This is a genomic window from Sphingobacterium sp. HJSM2_6, from assembly GCF_049316305.1.
In the GTDB taxonomy this organism is placed as follows: domain Bacteria; phylum Bacteroidota; class Bacteroidia; order Sphingobacteriales; family Sphingobacteriaceae; genus Sphingobacterium.
In genome coordinates, this window is record NZ_JBMOXB010000003.1 from 116001 (window position 1) to 134238 (window position 18238).

Sequence of the window (18238 nt, forward strand, 5' to 3'; positions counted from 1 at the left end):
TAAAAATTGGATTGACCAACCTTTTGGATAACTTTGAATTGTGCAGGTTAAAAATATACTATTACAACAGTTTTCTCACCAGGCTACCAAACAACAGGAAGAAGTTTTTGGTCTATTATCTGATTTTCTGCTTACATTTTCGCACTTTTCCTGTTTTATATTGAAAGGTTATGCGGGTACCGGAAAAACAACGATCATTGCTGCTTTAGTCAATAGTTTAGGTCGATTGCAAAAAAAAACGGTCTTGCTAGCTCCTACAGGAAGAGCTGCTAAAGTAATGAGCTCCTATTCAGGAAGGAAAGCAATGACCATACATAAAAAAATATACCGCAAGAAAAATGCGGCTAGTATAGACCTGCAATTTAGCTTAGCTGATAATACACATGAAAACACCTTATTCATTATCGATGAATCATCTATGGTAAGTAATGAAGGGCATAGCATGTTTTCTCATGGACTCTTACAAGACTTAATAACCTATGTCCAGTCGGGGGAAAATTGTTGTTTAATGTTTGTAGGAGATATTGCGCAATTACCTCCCGTGGGTATGGAAGAGAGTCCAGCATTGAATCCCGAATATATAGCGCAAGAGTTTGGTTTAGATGTTGCTCATTACGAATTGACTGATGTTGTAAGACAGGATAAGGGTTCGGGGATATTATTTAATGCGACCAAAATCCGAAATGAAATCCGATTGGATGAAGATTTTTCGGAATACAGTTATCCGCAATTTAAGACGAATGGCTTTAAAGACATCTATCGAATGAATGGCGACCGTTTAATAGAAGGTTTACATTATGCCTACGATAAGTATGGTATACAGCAAGCTATGGTCATTTGTCGATCGAACAAATCTGCAAATTTATACAATAAACATATTCGAAATCAAATATTATTTAGAGAGGAAGAAATCACTGGAGGAGATCTGATCATGGTAGTTCGAAACAACTATTTCTGGCTACAAGATAATGATGAGAAAAGTCAAGGCTTTATTGCCAATGGCGATATGGCGGTGATCAAAAAAGTAAGTAATGTTCATGAAATGCACGGATTTCGTTATGCAGACTTGTATTTAGAATTTATGGATAATAATGAGGGTGATGCCATTCGTTGCCGAGTCTTATTGGATAGTTTATATGTGGATGCACCTAACCTGCCGTATGAACAACAAAAACAGCTCTACGAAAGTATTTCAAAGGATTATGAAGATATTCCTGACCGGAAGCATCGGCAAGAGGCGATCAAGAAAGATCCTTATTACAATGCCCTTCAAATAAAATTTGCCTACGCGATCACTTGTCATAAAGCTCAGGGTGGTCAATGGCCCCTAGTTTTTGTAGATCAAGGCTATATGACTGATGAAATGCTCAATACAGAATTTATGCGTTGGCTGTATACCGCCATCACTCGAGCGACCAAAGAATTGTTTTTAGTTAATTTTAGCGAAAAGTTCTACGAAGGCTAATCCTATCAAAAATAATACAGAAACAATTTTCAAAATTATACGGAATAGGATACTTTCGTGTGAACTAATTTAATTAATAACAATTACATGAGACATGTTATTTTAAGCATTACCATTTTATTTTCGGTAATGGCATTTGCTCAAGAAAAAGGCACATTAGCAAAGCCAAACTATGCCCTTGCAGCAAAATTTTCTCCAAGTAAATTGGGAAACATGATTTATTCTACCGAAGTAAATCCCAATTGGATAAATTATAGTGACCGTTTTTGGTATGAATATCGTACATCAGCTGGAAGAAAATGGTATGTAGTAGACCCTAAGCTTCGCAAAAAAGAAGAAATATTTGACCATACAGATATTGCTGCTAAAATAACTAAGTATGTTAAAAATCCTTTTGATGCCCAACATTTAGAAATTAGGAATATCAATTTCCAGAAGGATGAGAATTTGGTTCGATTTGAGGTGCAAAGCACGAAAGATACCCTCAAATCTAAAGAGGAAATTCATAAACTAACAAATAAAAGCGATACGCTGAAAAAGAAGTTATTCTATTTCGAGTATAATCGATTGAATAAGGATTTAAAAGAGTTAAGCGACAGTACCAAGGAAAAAAGCAAACCTTTTTGGGCCAATTTCAACCCGGATACGAGCAGAGTATATTTTGCGAAAAATTACAATTTATACTGGATGGATTATCCAAATTACTTGAAAGCACAAAAAGATGAGAAAGACAGTACGATTGTAGAACATCAAATTACTACTGATGGCGTACAATATTTTGCTTGGGGCGGGGATGAATATAGTGTCACATCTGGGGATATTAAAACAGAACAAGAAGAGAAGAAAAAAAGAAAACCAGTCTGGTTAAATTGGTCACCAAATGGCCAATATTTTACGCTTACCCGCAAGGATAACAGAACTTTAAATCCATTATGGGTAATTAATAATGTAGGTGGTAAAAGACCGAGTTTAGAAACTTACAAATACCTAATGCCTGGAGAAGTCGATTCTACCGAAGTGGGTTTATATATTTTTCAAGTGAGCGATTTGAAACCAAGGCAAATCCCTGTAGCTGCATTTAAAAATCAAACGATCAGTTTATGGTCAAAAGACCGCAGTAAGGAAAATTATAAAGGAAAGCATTATATAAATTATTGGTTAGGAAATGACCAAGAATTCTATATTGCAAGATCCAGTCGTGATCTTAAGAAAATAGACATTCTATCGGTTTCCATAAATGGTGAAGTAAAGACACTGGTCGAGGAACGCTCTAATGTCTATCTGGATGTCAAAAAACCTTATTTCTTAAAAAACAGCAACCAATTCATTCATTGGTCACAACGTGATGGATGGGGCCATTTTTATCTTTATGATAAACAAGGTAAATTAATTAACCAAATTACAAAAGGTGCTTATCATTGTGATGATTTGAGTACCTTCCACGAAAGTACAGGAACGCTATTTTTCAAAGCAAATGGAGTAGATTCTCAAATTGACCCCTATTACACCTATTATTATTCGATTAATAAAAATGGTCAAGGGCTAAAGAATTTAAGTCCAGGAAATTTTGATCATCAAGTTATTTCAAGTGAAAGTGGTGATTTTTATATAGACAATTTCTCTAGAGTAAACACAGCTCCAATAAGCAATCTATACAATGCAGCAGGTCAGTTGATTCTGAAATTGGAGGAAGCTGATTTATCACAACTATTTGCTGCTGGATATAAATTTCCAGAACCCTTTAAAGTAAAAGCTGGAGATGGGATTACAGACCTTTATGGCGTGATGTATAAGCCTTTTGACTTTGACTCGACGAAGACCTACCCTATTGTTGAATATGTTTACCCAGGACCTCAAACAGAAGCGGTAAACAAAAGTTTTGGCCGAAGTATGGATCGGATAGATCGTTTAGCACAAATGGGTTTTATCGTAATCTCTGTGGGTAATCGTGGAGGTCATCCTTCTCGTTCTAAATGGTACCATACCTATGGCTATGGAAATTTACGTGACTATGGTCTGGAAGACAAAAAGGTTGCAGCAGAGCAATTAGCGAATATTCATCCCTATATAGATATCAATCGAGTAGGAATTACGGGGCACTCCGGTGGCGGGTTTATGTCTACAGCAGCCATGCTTGTATATCCAGACTTCTTTAAAGTGGCTGTATCTGGTGCGGGAAACCATGAAAACAACATTTATAACAGGTGGTGGAGTGAAAGACATCATGGGGTAAATGAAATGGTTAGCAGCAAAGGAGACACAACCTTTAACTATCAAATAGACCGTAATTCGGACTTGGCTAAAAATTTAAAAGGAAAACTATTGATTGTCACGGGAGATATTGATAATAACGTGCATCCTGCAAATTCAATTCGTATGGTAGATGCCTTAATAAAAGCAAATAAACGATTTGATTTTGTGTTGCTTCCAGGTCAACGCCATGGATTTGGGGATATGACAGAATATTTCTTCTGGAAAATGGCCGACTACTTCAGTGAGCACTTATTGGGTGAATCTAAACGGGATGAAGTGGATATGGTAGAAATAAATCGGGAACGTCCAGTCAAGCGTTAATGAAATTAAATCAAGAAAAAACTAACCAAGAGGCACTATTAACATCTAGTGCCTCTGATTTTAATACCAAACTTTTGGAGTTGGTGTCGCTAAATGAATTGTTAGCCTGGAGTCTTCAGGAAGAAAATCCACGATTGGCATTTCGTAGTTCTTGGGCATTAGAACACCTATTATTGAAAAATGTACAGCTATTTGATGGTATTCATGCGCAGGTTATTGATGGATACAATAATTTAAAAAATTGGAGTGCCCTTAGAAGTTATAGTAAATTGCTCATGTGGTTATGCTCCAAAAAGAACCAGCAGTATACCCTATCCGATGTACAAGAAATAGCCCTAATCGAAAAATCATTCTTTCTATTGGATCAACCCAACTGCCCAGTAGCTGTGAAGGTCAATGTCATGGATATTTTGCACCTCCAGATCGAGAAGCACGATTGGATACGTAATGAATTGAAATTATTGATTGAATTGGAATTGGAAAAAGGAGCCACCCCTGCTTTGAGAAGCAGAGGAGCTTATATTTTAAAACGTATACTTAAGGCCTAAGTAAGTAAAGTTATACATATCATTGTATTTACTGGTAGGTTCTCCAGTATCAATATCGATCGGATTATAACCATCTAAATCCTCTCCTCTAGAGAAATTAAATTGACTATTTGCAACAAAACTGAAATACCCATTTCTATAATAGCTGGAATACTTATTCAGTGGAATGGATATTCCGACATTCGCAACAGGTAGTAACCAATCATTTCCTCCATCTACAGGTCCATTCATCGCACCTTCTGGAAAGGTCCGAGTGACAGAATTCCCTTGGTTATTGGTATATGTAAATGTATTGCCACGAACGACATCACTATAATTATTGAAAATACCACCAAAGCCTACTCCGACATATAAACCATTTAACACAAATTTCTCAAATCCACTTTCTCTAAATAGCATTCGCTCGTTAATAAAAAAACGATATGGATATACCGTTAGATTAACCATACCAGCAATATAAGGTCTATTGATCACGCCTCTAGGATCCCATCCGGCTTCTAGTGGATTATTTTCTCCTACAGCTCTCAATTGGCCAATTTGCCCTTCTAGGCCTGCATAAAGTCCTTTATACACGCGATAATCTGCCTTTAAGACTGTTCCCCAACCTAAGTTATTATCGTGTCTAATATCACCATAAAGTAACGTGACACCAGCACCAGCTGTAATATCTATTTTTTGTGCTGTATTTCCCATGGCATCCACTGGAGGACAACGGAGCATTTGTGCTTCTACCAAAAACGGTAGACAAAATAGTGTTAGATTGCAGATTTTTTTTGAAAGCATAATTAAAACAATGTATTTCCTTTAATATGATGTATTTTTCCCAAGTGTTTGTATGCAAATTCAGTACATTCTCTTCCTCGCGAGGTGCGCATTAAAAAACCTTCTTGAATTAAAAAAGGCTCATAAACTTCCTCAATCGTGCCTTCATCTTCACCTACTGCAGTAGCAATAGTCTTCAATCCCACAGGCCCACCTTTAAACTTATCAATAATTGTGCTCAAAATTTTATTATCCATTTCGTCCAAGCCATTTTCATCGACATTCAATGCATTTAAGGCAAATTGAGCGATGGCAATATCTATTGTACCATTGCCTTTTATTTGGGCAAAATCTCGTGTTCTACGTAATAAAGCATTAGCTATTCGGGGGGTTCCTCTACTCCTTCTCGCAATTTCATAAGCACCTTCTTCGGAAATTGGCACTTTTAAAATGGTGGAAGACCGCATAACAATATCAGTAAGCAATTTAGAATCGTAATATTGCAGTCTGGAATTGATCCCAAAACGTGCTCGTAATGGTGCTGTCAATAAGCCTGATCGAGTGGTGGCCCCTACTAAAGTAAATGGACTTAATGAAATTTGTACAGACCTTGCATTAGGGCCTGTCTCTAACATGATATCTATTTTAAAGTCCTCCATTGCTGAGTAGAGATATTCTTCCACCAAAGGACTTAAACGGTGTATCTCATCAATAAATAAGATATCACCCTCATCTAGATTCGTCAACAGTCCGGCAAGATCTCCAGGTTTATCTAAAACGGGTCCTGATGTAATTTTTATTCCAACCCCCATCTCATTCGCGATGATATGGGATAAGGTGGTTTTTCCTAGTCCTGGAGGGCCATGCAATAACACATGGTCTAATGCTTCTCCGCGTAATTTGGCTGCTTTAACAAAAATGGATAGGTTTTCTAGTATTTTCGCTTGACCAGTAAAATCTTCAAATGTTTGAGGGCGTAACACACGCTCCAAATCTTTTTCAGTCTGGCTCAATCGTTCAGGATTAGGATCTAGGTTTTCGTTCATCGCATCAAATACTATTAGTATAAACTTCTTTTTATGTTATTTATTGTATTTCTTGAAAAGACTGGAAATTTTCATTTGAATCACTCCAAAGAAGGCCTCTTTGAAAATCTTGGTGCTCATCTTGGAGGTTCCTAAGGTGCGATCTGTAAAAATGATAGGTACTTCAACCACATTAAAGCCATATTGAATAGCGGTAAATTTCATTTCAATCTGGAAAGCATATCCTACAAACTTAATTTGATGTAATGGAATGGTTTCTAAAACTTGCCTTTTGAAACAAACAAATCCTGCAGTAGCATCTTGGATATTAATTCTAGTGATTAAGCGTACATAAGCAGAAGCAAAATAGGACATTAACACGCGATTCATAGGCCAATTTACTACATTGACACCTTTAATGTATCTTGAGCCTATGGCCATATCTGCTCCATCTTGTAAACAAGCTTCACGTAATCGAATTAAATCATCGGGATTATGGCTAAAATCTGCATCCATTTCAAATATAAACTGATAGGAATGATTTAAAGCCCAACGAAATCCATGTATATAGGCAGTTCCTAAGCCTAATTTTCCGGAACGTTCTTCTATAAATAAGCAATCTGCAAATTCACCTTGTTGAAGCTGCTTAACAATTGCAGCGGTTCCATCTGGGGATCCATCATCTACGATTAGAATATGAAAGCTGATCGATAAACTAAACACCTTCCGAATGATGGCTTCTATATTTTCCTTTTCATTATATGTAGGAATAATTACTAAACTATCTGACACAGTATAAATTTTGAATCGTAAAGTTAGCAATTTAACATGAATCCTTAGAAAGTATGGATTCAATAATCGACGATCTCTTGGAATTCCCAAGAAGAATAATTCAGTTTGGCTGAAAAACAAAACTGAGCTTAATCGATGATCAAGCTCAGCTTCAATGAAGTTATCCTACACTTAGTTTACTCCATGCATTAATTTTTTGATGAATGGTGATATTGCTATTAATAATAATCCAGCAATTAAGGAATATATACCTAATTGTTTATAACCTTCGGTATATGTGATTAATTTTTCAACAAGCGTATCTCCTTCTCTAGCCTCCGCCATATTTGCACCAATTAATCCAGCGACGTATTGGCCATAAGCACTGGCTAAAAACCATAATCCCATCATAATTCCTTGCAACCTAGCTGGAGATAACTTGGTCATAATCGATAAGCCAATAGGCGACAAACATAACTCACCAACTGTAATAATCAATAAGGCTAAAGTAAATATATCTAAAGAAGTGATTCCCTCTATTGCAAAAAATCGAGTTGCGAATAAAGCATAAAAACCTAAGCCTAAAAATATAAATCCTAAACCAAACTTGATGATGGTGTTAGGTTCTATTTTACGTTTAGCTAACCATAGCCAAAAGAGTCCAAATAATGGTGCTAATATGATAATGAAAAAAGCTCCGCCTGAATTATTAACTCCATTAGGATCCAAAGTTAATGTTCCGCCTAATACAGAATCATTTAAATTCTTCGCTGCGAAAATACTCAATGAACCTCCACTCTGCTCGTAAATACCCCAAAATATGATGGAGAATAAAATAAATACTAAAGCAGCGATTAATTTATGCCTTTCCTTTTTCTCTACTTTAGACATTTCGTAGAATAAGTAGATTAAGGTCAATGGACCTATACTGTACATGAAATAATCGGTGTATTCGGTTTTAGAAACCATGATTTGTATAACAGGAATTAACAAAATGGTCCCGACATAGACTGCATATTCTGCCCATTTTGGCAATGCTTTGGTTTTAATAATGGCATCAGGATGACCTGGCTGTAATCCAATAGGACCCAATTCATGTTTTGTAAAATGGAAATTGATTAAACTAATAAGCATACCTACAGCTGCTAATCCAAATGCTACATTCCAACGGTAAGCTTCATCAATCACTGAACTCAACATATATCCTTTTCCTATGGCAACACAGATATAACCGCCTAAGAAGGCACCCAGATTTATTCCCGCATAGAAAAGGGAAAAACCAGCATCTCGACGATTATCCCCATCCTTGTATAACTCCCCTACCATAGTGGATATATTAGGCTTGAAGAAACCTGTACCGATAATGATAAATGCCAAGCCGAAAAAGAAAAATTGATGGGTGTCGATCGCTAATAACAATGACCCTACGATCATCAATAGAGCCCCGAAAAATAAAGATTTTCGGAAACCTAAAATTTTATCCGCAAATAATCCTCCGATAAATGTAAAGGCATAAACGAATGCTTGAGTTGCACCATATTGCAAGTTTGCTTCTTTCTCTCCAAAATTTAACTGTGTGATCATGAAGAAGACTAACATGCCTCTCATTCCATAAAAACAAAACCTTTCCCACATCTCGGAGAAAAACAATCTCCAAATTTGTTTTGGATATTTACCTTGAAAATTCTGAATAGCTTCGAGTGATTTTTGTGAATCCATTGTCCTGATTAATAATTATTCAATTGATTTTGAGGGGTTAAGAAAAAGATGTTTACTACTATTACAGCATGTATTTTTGAAGCTACATTAAACACATCCAACATCCTACCCATATTTATTTAATTTGAGACGCAAAATTAATAATTAACAATAAATATTAAAATATCGTTTTGGTTTTAACCAAAATAATTGACTTAATAATTGAATAGTATTCAAATTAAGCCTTAAATACAAAAATAAAAGCCGCTCTAAAGGTTAGAGCGGCTTTCAAATGTTTTAAAAATATATTAATTTATTCCATGCATCATTTTTTTCAATTTGCCATTAAACAATAGCAATAACAAGGCAACGGCAATAGGTAAAGCTGCAATGATTAAGAAAAAGGTTGACATTGAATATTCTTCTACGATTTTATCAATATAAGACCCCGTTTTACCAGCTAAGAAATTGGCGATGGCTGAAGCTGTGAACCATAAACCAAATAGTAGGCCAGCAAACTTTTTAGGCGACAACTTACTTACATATGATAGTCCAACTGGGGATACGCAAAGTTCACCAGTAGTATGGAAGAAGTAAGCTAATATTAACCATACCATACTCACCGTTGCTGTTTTTGCACCCTGAGGTATAGTTGATGATCCATAGGCTAAAGCTAAAAACCCTACAGCCACTAAAATTAAACCAAAGGCAAATTTAACTGGTCCAGAAGGATTCCATACTTTTTCCCACATCTTACTAAAAGCTGATGCTAGGGTAATGATAAAGAATGAATTTAAAATTTGAAACCAAGAAACGGTTACCTCTGTTTGTTCTAAATTAAATTCACGATTTACTTTCCAAATCCCTAAAACCCATATGATTGCAAAAGATACTGCTGTAGCAATAATAGTTAAAGGATATTTACTATAAATTTTTTGCGATAATTTAAACAGAACCCACGTTACAATGATAATGGGGAAAATGGTCAAAATTGCATCAACCCATTTGAATATTTCTCCTGAATTTCCTGACAATAACCTTTGCGTATAATCTTTGGCAAAAATAGTCATCGACCCTCCAGCTTGCTCAAATGCAAAGAAAAAGAAAATACTAGAGATCATTAATACAGCCACAACAATCAAACGGTCCTTAACCACATTCGGAGGTGTTTTATCTTCCTCAACTATAGAATGTAAATTTTCTTCATCCTTATGCACCGTACCAGGCTTTTCACCAATAATTCCAAATATTTTTTGACCAAAATAGAATTGAATCATACCGAAAAACATAAACACTCCGGCTAATCCAAATCCATAATGCCATCCAATTTTCTCCCCGATGTATCCACAAAGCAACATTCCTAAAAATGCTCCTGAATTAATACCCATATAGAAAATAGTATATCCTGCATCTTTTTTGGTACTAGAATCTGGGTATAATTGTCCAACCATCGAAGATATATTTGGTTTAAACATACCATTACCAAGAATCATTAATACCAATCCTATATAAAAAAACATTTTAGACGATTCCTCAAAGGCCATAGACGCATGACCTAAAGTCATAATTAAGGCACCAATAAGAATAGCTTTGCGATAACCTGTTAATTTATCAGCAATGAAACCTCCTATTAATGGTGTAAGGTAAACTAATCCTGTATACCATCCATATAATTCCATGGCTTCTTTATTGCTCCATCCCCAACCGTTTTTGGTAACTTCAGTAATTAGGAATACGGTTAATAAGGCCCGCATACCATAATAACTAAAACGTTCCCACATTTCGGTGAAGAAGAGGACAAATAAGCTGGCTGGATGTCCCATCACCATTTTATCGTCTATACCTTGCTTGGCAAGATGCTGGACTAGTTCTCCATTATTCTCTTGGTTCATTCTAATAGCTATTTATGTTAATTTGATATTAATTTCAAAACAATATTCTATTCAATCAGCAAATAAACAAATTTTTATTCAAAAATTATAGCTCATTAAAAACCGCTATCCTTTTTGATATCTTTCCTATTCGGTGATAAAAACCGATCTTCATCTCCTCTTACAGGATTTAATACTTCAATATTTGACTGAAAAATAAGGCGTCCATCTTCAATACGATAAGCATCATAAGATAAATCTGGCCCATAATATTTATAATTGGATTTTAATTTAGGATCAGCGGGTACCAAATGGTCAAATTCAATCCGCTTCAACTGGTTGTTATATTGCAAATACATACTCGCTTGCCTGGTATAACTAAATATTTTCCTCGCTAATTTTAAGTCTTCTGTAAAGATATTTTTACCTAAGGAAATATTATTGTTAGCTCCGATAGTTAATATTTCTATAACTTTTTGCGAATAATCGGCATGATGTCCTTTCCAGCCTAAAAGCAGGTAGGTATTATTACTTAATTTTTGAATTGCATAATATTGTGCCCCATACCAAAAAGTTGGTTGCGAAATTTCTGATTGAGGATCTTTAAATTCAAAGGTTTTATCCAATAACGGATACAGTTTTAAAGACCCGTCATCGGTTTTGATCTGAATGGATCCATAATATAGGTAGGAACCATCATCAAGGGGAACATTCCATGAAAATATTCGAAAATTATTATCCGGAGAATTTAATATTGAAATCATGGAGAGTTTCTTCAACGGATATCCAAAGGAATTCTTTTCTTTTAAAAGATGCACTAAGGATTTGACAAACTGAAAATTCTTTTGGATTCTTTCAGGTTCTGATATACGAGAGAAGATAGCCTTTCCTACAACAGAAAGACTATCTTCTAAAGTATTTATTTTAGAATTATTGGATTGGGCAACACTAAACGTACTGCTGATTACCAATAATAAAAAGGTATAAATAAGGTTTTTAAACACGCTTATTTAAATTTCTCCAACAATGCTTTCGATAATTTAATACCTTCGTCTTCACTCAATTTATCACCTTCAAATTCGATACCGATATATCCGGTGTATCCAGATGATTTAACAATATCCATCATTTTCTTATAGTCGATTCCTGTATCATAGCCTTGCTCATCAAAGAAATGAGCTTTTGCACTAACACCCTTAGCGTAAGGCATTAAATCTTTCACGCCTTGGTAACGATCATACTCATAGAAATTGCCGAAATCTGGCAAACTTCCACAATTTGGATGATTTACGGTTTTCAACACATCTGATAACCAATCTCCGTGGGAAGAAATTCCACCATGATTCTCTACAATAACACTAATCTTGCCCTTTTTACCATATTCTGCTAAGGAAGAAAGACTTTTAACCACTTGTTGCTTCACCTCATCCTTAGTTCCTGTTCCCGCTGCATTTACACGTATTGCATGACAGCCTAAGAAATTAGCCGCATCAATCCATTTATGGTGATTTTCGATAGCTTTCAAACGCTTGCTTTCATCCGCGTCGCCTAAATTACCTTCGCCATCAATCATGATTAATACATTTTTTACACCATTATCTTTTGCTCGATTTTTCAAATCCTTTAAATAAGTCATATCCTGAACTTTATCTTTAAAGAACTGATTTACATATTCAACGCCGTAGATACCGAAGTTTTTAGCCGTATATTCAGGGAAATCAATGTTTTTCAAATCTCCTTTAAATATTTTTTTATGTAAAGACCATTCCGCCAAAGAAATTTTGAACCATTCTTTTTTAGCTGCAAATAATTCCATAGATGGAGTCACAGCTAGTCCAGCTGATATCAATCCTAAATTTTTTAAAAATTCTCTTCTTGCATTCATATTAGTGACTATTATTTTTTTTAAATATTGGCCCATCCTGATGTTAACACATCAACCAAATGGATTGTTTTTATAGGTAACTGGTGCTTATCAATATAAGCTTGCAATTGCAATAAGCAGGATGAATCTGTAGAAATAATGTAATCAGCTTTTACAGCTAAAGCATTTTTAACCTTTTGTTCAGCCATAGCTGCAGAAATTCCTTCAAACTTTACAGCAAAAGTCCCTCCAAATCCGCAACAGGTTTCCTGGTCTCTCATCGGCAGTAATTCCAGACCTCCTACATGACTCAATAAACGTCTTGGTTCATCTTTAATTTGGCACTCCCGCAATGCTGAACATGAATCATGATATACCGCATTTCCGACTAATTCTGCTCCAAAATATTCTTTTTCAAGAACATTCACCAAGAAATCACTTATTTCAAAAATATTTTTTTGGATTGATCGGCAGCGATTATGCTCCATGGAATTTGTAAATAAATCATCGTAACCATTTCGCACCATACCAATACAGGATGCTGAAGGGGCTACAATAGGAAACTCATCTTGATAGTCATTCAGGAATTTTAACCCTATTGATTTTGCCTCATCCCAAAAACCTGCATTATATGCGGGCTGACCACAACATGTTTGCTCTGCATTATAAATCACCTCACATCCAGCACGTTCTAATAATTTGACCGTATTAAAAGCTGTTTCTGGATAAAGTTGATCTATAAAACAGGGAATAAATAATTCTACTTTATTCATCAATGATTTATTGAATAATCTGTAATTTATTAAATTTTAGTACACGAAACAACAATAAAAATCCTATAAAAAAGAAAACTGCCAAAAATAAAGCCGAATATCGAATATTATGTGTGATTTGCTCTATGATTCCAAAACTAAATAACCCGATGACAATAGCAACCTTTTCTGCAACATCATAAAAGCTGAAAAATGAAGTCGTATCTTCAATATCTGCAGGAATTAATTTTGAATAGGTAGATCGTGATAACGATTGGATCCCCCCCATTAATAAGCCTACACAGAAAGCCATGATATAAAAATGATATTCATTGCTCATAAAATACGATGAAATACAGATCATAATCCAAAAGAAAACCACCACCAGCAACACTTTAATATTTCCGAAGCGTTTAGCAAACAGAGACATGATAAATGCTCCTGCAATGGCAACAATTTGAATTAATAAAATGGAAGCTATTAATTTATCAGCTCCTAACTGTAGCTCCTTTTGACCAAAAGCTGCAGCTACGATAACCAAGGTTTGAATGCCCATCGCATAAAAAAAATAGGCCGGTAAAAAACGTTTGATGGCCTCAATCTTTTTAATGTGGGATAATACCGTATTGAATTCCAATTGTACTTTTTTGAAAAAAGGCAATTCTTGTTTTCCCAAACTAGGCTTATTTCGCGGAAGATAGCGAAAAGGGATTTGGGAAAAGGATATCCACCACACCCCTACCAATAAAAAGGAAAATCTTGCTGGGAATGAAGGATCTTCAATTCCGAACCATTCAGGTTTAAATATGAAAACGAAACAGATGATTTGTAGAGTCACACAACCGATATAACCGTAGGCGAATCCTTGTGCGCTGACACGGTCTTGTTGATCAGGGGTAGCGATTATTGGTAAATACGAATTATTAAAAGCTACTCCACCAATATACCCCATTGCGGCAATTGCAAAACAGAATATACCCCATTCCAAAGTATCCAGTTTAAAGAAAAACAACCCCATACATGCGGTTGCTCCTAAATAGGTAAAAAGTTTCATAAAAAACTTCCGTTTACCCGCAGCATCGGAATACGCAGATATAAAAGGTAATCCTATTGCCATTAACAAATATGAAATCGAAAGTGCAAAATTAGAAAGTGCGGTATTTACAATCTCATACCCAAAAAATGAAACCGTATCGCCAGTTTCCGCATTCCGTGTAATCGTAGTATAATAAACCGGGAAAATTGTAGAATTGATCACTAAATTATATGCGGAATTTGCCCAATCAAACATGGACCATGAGCGTATCAAACGCTTATCGTTCTTTTTAAAAATCTTCATAAAATATACTTACACGAATATAATAATTCTTACGAACGGATGAGGATTAAAAATTCTCGTAAATATAGGTGACTATTCGTACCATCTCCTTGCGAACTGGGTTAGCACTCCCTAAAAAATTATTATTTAAAAAAGAATATGCAAATCGCTTATTTTTCTTCGTCAAAATATAGCCGCTTTGACAATGCACACTATTAATAGTACCAGTCTTGGACCAAACAAACGCTTTTCCTTCTGGAGCATGAAAAATGTTTTTTAAAGTTCCCTCTAAACCTCCAGCAGGAAATAATCTTAATTTGGCAGCTTCGTCACCTACTTCATTTTGAACCAATAATAACAGTTCGACCATGCTTCTTGGAGTAACTTTATTATATACGGATAATCCACTACCATCACGCAATTCAATGGAATCTTGAAAGTTACGGTAAAAATTATCTTTCATGTATTTCCTTAAATCACCTGTATTGAAAGAGCCAAAATGCATAAAAGAGGCAACCATATTCAATTGTTCCGCCAAGAAATTATCACTCGGCAACATCATCTCCCTTACGACATCCTTGGTCGCTGTAGAATAAATATAATTTACCTCTTTAGGCAAACTATCCCTAGTCCAGAATACTTCTCTTTTTAACGTATCTTGTAACAAGCTAATCAATAGGGAATCGCTCGTTTTAAAAGGCTTTTCATTGACATATTGAGCTGGTAAAGGGAAATTATTTATTTCAAAATTATTGTTATCTAAAGGCCTATGAATCCTATACCTCGTGATCGTATCTGTCAAATATTTTACATATTTTTCAAAATACAAAGGCTCCAATCGTAAGCTTCCTTCAACTTCTTTAAACTGAACTACATTTCCATAAATAGGAAATTGGCTTAATTCAGGTTGATAATAAAACTCATAATCTTCAATCGACCAACCATCCCTATAAGATGGTTCCTGAGTTGGTTGAAAAGCTAAATATAATTTCTTGTTGCTATTTTTTAAAAAATCCAAGACCTTGCTATTTCCTAATCGACTATGTAGAAAGGTAGGATCTCCGGTCCCCCAAAACAGTAAAGAATCTCCACGTTCAATATAAGCGATCCCAGGAATTGAATCTCCAATTAATTTTAATGAGGTTAAGGTTGTAAATACTTTTGTATTGGAAGCTGGAGTAAAATGTTTATCCTCATTGATACCATAAACGTACTTTTGTTCATCGATATCAAATAAACTAAATCCAAAATAGTGTTTCTTTAGAACTTCGGAACTTTGTATTTGTTCCGTAATAGAACTAAAATCTTGTGCTGATAAGCTGAAACTTACATACAGCAAAAGAAAAGTGAGAAGGTTTTTCATAAAGTATATTTCAAAATAGCCATTCTATTTTGGTAGTATCAATCCCTATAGCAACTCGAAAAAACAATAATAAAGCAAACTGATGTTTTACTTTATTTTCATCACATATTTCAAACCACCAATAAGTTGTTTTTGGAAATTAATTTCATCAAAAGATTCTTTGGTGTGTCCAAGTCCTGTATAAAACATACGAAAAGTTTCAAACTCTTGATACCATGCTATGGGGTGAAATTCTCCCATCTTCCCATCTTTATAGGTCTTCTCATCCAGATTCATAAGTACATGTATTCCTGGCTTCACATCCTTGAAGTCATACCATTCATCTTTATGAATCCAAATGTCTTTCAAATGTTTAGTGGCAGGATGTTTACGATTTTTCACTTGTAAATGCGCGTCTTGAACCGCTGGATGACTCGCAAAATATGCTCCAATAACATTATGATACCAAGGCCATTCATATTCGGTATCTGTAGCTGCATGAATCCCCATAAATCCTTTTCCAGATTCAATAAATTTCTCAAAAGAAACTTTCTGTTCCTTATTTAAGATGGTTCCTGTAGTACTAAAAAATATTACAGCTTGAAATTGATATAAAGAATCAGATCTAAATACATCCGCATCTTCGGTATGAAAAGAGGATATACCCTCTTTAGTAAATATCTCCTTTAGAACATTAACTCCTTTTTCAATATTATCATGCCTAAATCCAGTCGTTTTTGTAAATATTAACACCTTCTTTGGAGCCTTATTGGCATATACCACTTGGGTGGTTGCAACTAGAAAACTAAACAAGAAAATCAAACCTAAGAATTTCTTCATTGGATAAATTATTTAATCAAATCGTTGTAATAATCTAAACTTTCAATAATGACATCCTCATCCACAAATTTATTAAAGTCACAAACCCCTATGCTCCTTAATAAAGCAAAGCCAACCTTATTATCCTCATTTTTCTTGTCATTTTTCATCAATTCAATTAACTGAGGATAAATACTTTGGAGGATAGGATATGAAGGATAAATGGACATCAAATAAGTGACGACCTTCTGCAACTCTACATCGTCAAAATTATTCAATTTCTTCGATATAAAACCTTCGCAAATCATACCGATAGCGATAGCTTCACCATGTAAAAGTGGATTTTGATCATGTAAAAGGGAATAACCTTCTATAGCATGACCGATAGTATGTCCAAAGTTTAAAATTTTTCTTAATCCCTTTTCAAACGGATCTGTGGTAATTACCTCATTTTTTATGGCAACTGATTGATATACTAAATCACTTGGTAAATTAGGTAATTCAATTTGAAGACATTTGTCGAATAAACTGCCATCCTTAATCAAACCATGTTTGATAACTTCAGCAAAACCAGACCTCAATTGTTTATCATCCAAGGTTTCTAAAAATCGATTGGAAATAAACACGGCTTGGGGCTGAGTAAATGTTCCTATAATATTTTTTACATGATCCAAGTCGATTCCAGTCTTTCCTCCTACCGATGCATCAACTTGGGATAGTAAGGTTGTAGGAACATGGATAAAGTCTATACCTCGCTTGAAAGTAGCAGCGGCAAAACCACCTAAATCCGTTACCACACCACCACCCAAATTTAACATAAGTGCTTTTCGGTCTGCTCCAAAATCGAGCATGGTCTTCCATACTCCAATACAAAAATCAATGTTTTTATTTTCTTCTCCTGGATCAATTTCAATAATATCGTAATCTACAATATCTGGAATGCAGGCTTGTAATTGGGGAAGGCAAAGATCGTTTGTATTTCTATCTACTAAGATAAGTAACTGGGAATAATCGTGGTCTATAAGAAATGATTGCAATTCATTTAACTCATCATCAAATATAACTTCGTATCCTAAACTTTTAATTTTTTTCATAATGATTTTACAGCTTAAAGATAGCGTTTTTTTTTGATTGTAATTCTTTTCGATTTACAGAATAACTTCATTGATTTTCTACTTACTACGCTTTAAGTACTTATCTTAAGCTTAAATCACGGTTACTTGATTTCCATCAAATTCAACGATATCACCAACTTTCACTTTTAATCGCTTTCGAAAATCGACAGTACCATTGTATTTAACATATCCTTCGGCTACTACTTCTTGAGCCATCGCACCATGTTCCACCCAGTTCATTACTTTCAATAATTGTATGAGTTGAATATATTCTCCTTTTAATGTAAACGTTTGCATAAACAAATTTAATCTAT

General features: G+C 34.9%; 16 protein-coding genes. 3 read left to right on the top strand and 13 right to left on the bottom strand.

All coding sequences use genetic code 11. The features are described from left to right. The first annotated feature begins 40 nt into the window (after positions 1-40). The 3 genes from ACFRAE_RS04275 to ACFRAE_RS04285 all read left to right on the top strand — a co-directional run bounded on the left by ACFRAE_RS04275 (position 41) and on the right by ACFRAE_RS04285 (position 4587). Positions 41-1465, top strand: a complete 1425-nt coding sequence (locus ACFRAE_RS04275) for an ATP-dependent DNA helicase (protein ID WP_422795884.1) — start codon at positions 41-43, stop codon at positions 1463-1465. 87 nt (positions 1466-1552) lie between these two features. After that, the gene (locus ACFRAE_RS04280; protein WP_422795885.1) at positions 1553-4039 is read left to right on the top strand and encodes a DPP IV N-terminal domain-containing protein; all 2487 of its coding nucleotides are present in this window, start codon (positions 1553-1555) and stop codon (positions 4037-4039) included. Then, on the top strand, positions 4039-4587 hold the full coding sequence (locus ACFRAE_RS04285; protein ID WP_422795886.1) for a hypothetical protein: 549 nt from the start codon (positions 4039-4041) through the stop codon (positions 4585-4587). The genes ACFRAE_RS04280 and ACFRAE_RS04285 overlap by 1 nt, the downstream gene beginning before the upstream one ends. Here the strand turns inward: ACFRAE_RS04285 and ACFRAE_RS04290 are convergent. The 13 genes from ACFRAE_RS04290 to ACFRAE_RS04350 all read right to left on the bottom strand — a co-directional run bounded on the left by ACFRAE_RS04290 (position 4564) and on the right by ACFRAE_RS04350 (position 18221). Beyond that, complete coding sequence (locus tag ACFRAE_RS04290; protein WP_422795887.1) at positions 4564-5370, bottom strand: hypothetical protein; 807 nt, start codon at positions 5368-5370, stop codon at positions 4564-4566. The genes ACFRAE_RS04285 and ACFRAE_RS04290 overlap by 24 nt on opposite strands. Before the next feature lie 2 nt (positions 5371-5372). After that, on the bottom strand, positions 5373-6395 hold the full coding sequence (gene ruvB, locus ACFRAE_RS04295; RefSeq protein WP_422795888.1) for a Holliday junction branch migration DNA helicase RuvB: 1023 nt from the start codon (positions 6393-6395) through the stop codon (positions 5373-5375). A 36-nt stretch (positions 6396-6431) separates the two neighbouring features. Next, entirely contained in the window at positions 6432-7166 is a 735-nt protein-coding gene (locus ACFRAE_RS04300) for a polyprenol monophosphomannose synthase (protein WP_422795889.1), read from the bottom strand. 171 nt (positions 7167-7337) lie between these two features. Next, the gene (locus ACFRAE_RS04305) at positions 7338-8864 is read right to left on the bottom strand and encodes a peptide MFS transporter (RefSeq protein ID WP_422795890.1); all 1527 of its coding nucleotides are present in this window, start codon (positions 8862-8864) and stop codon (positions 7338-7340) included. Between the two features lie 287 nt (positions 8865-9151). Further along, positions 9152-10735, bottom strand: a complete 1584-nt coding sequence (locus ACFRAE_RS04310; protein WP_422795891.1) for a peptide MFS transporter — start codon at positions 10733-10735, stop codon at positions 9152-9154. A 95-nt stretch (positions 10736-10830) separates the two neighbouring features. After that, entirely contained in the window at positions 10831-11718 is an 888-nt protein-coding gene (locus tag ACFRAE_RS04315) for a hypothetical protein (protein WP_422795892.1), read from the bottom strand. Positions 11719-11720: 2 nt separating this feature from the next. Next, complete coding sequence (locus ACFRAE_RS04320; protein WP_422795893.1) at positions 11721-12599, bottom strand: sugar phosphate isomerase/epimerase family protein; 879 nt, start codon at positions 12597-12599, stop codon at positions 11721-11723. A gap of 20 nt (positions 12600-12619) precedes the next feature. Beyond that, a complete protein-coding gene (locus ACFRAE_RS04325) occupies positions 12620-13351 on the bottom strand; it encodes a (Fe-S)-binding protein (protein ID WP_422795894.1) in 732 nt (243 codons plus the stop codon). Positions 13352-13358: 7 nt separating this feature from the next. Next, a complete protein-coding gene (locus tag ACFRAE_RS04330) occupies positions 13359-14669 on the bottom strand; it encodes an MFS transporter (RefSeq protein ID WP_422795895.1) in 1311 nt (436 codons plus the stop codon). Between the two features lie 46 nt (positions 14670-14715). Beyond that, the gene (locus tag ACFRAE_RS04335; protein ID WP_422795896.1) at positions 14716-16011 is read right to left on the bottom strand and encodes a D-alanyl-D-alanine carboxypeptidase; all 1296 of its coding nucleotides are present in this window, start codon (positions 16009-16011) and stop codon (positions 14716-14718) included. Positions 16012-16098: 87 nt separating this feature from the next. After that, positions 16099-16830, bottom strand: coding sequence for a ThuA domain-containing protein (locus ACFRAE_RS04340; RefSeq protein WP_422795897.1), 732 nt, complete (start codon positions 16828-16830; stop codon positions 16099-16101). A gap of 8 nt (positions 16831-16838) precedes the next feature. Then, positions 16839-17903, bottom strand: coding sequence for a 3-dehydroquinate synthase (aroB, locus tag ACFRAE_RS04345; RefSeq protein WP_422795898.1), 1065 nt, complete (start codon positions 17901-17903; stop codon positions 16839-16841). Positions 17904-18014: 111 nt separating this feature from the next. Beyond that, positions 18015-18221 carry an RNA-binding S4 domain-containing protein gene (locus tag ACFRAE_RS04350; protein WP_422795899.1) on the bottom strand — a complete coding sequence of 69 codons (207 nt, stop codon included), beginning with the start codon at positions 18219-18221 and terminating at the stop codon, positions 18015-18017. Positions 18222-18238: the final 17 nt, after the last annotated feature.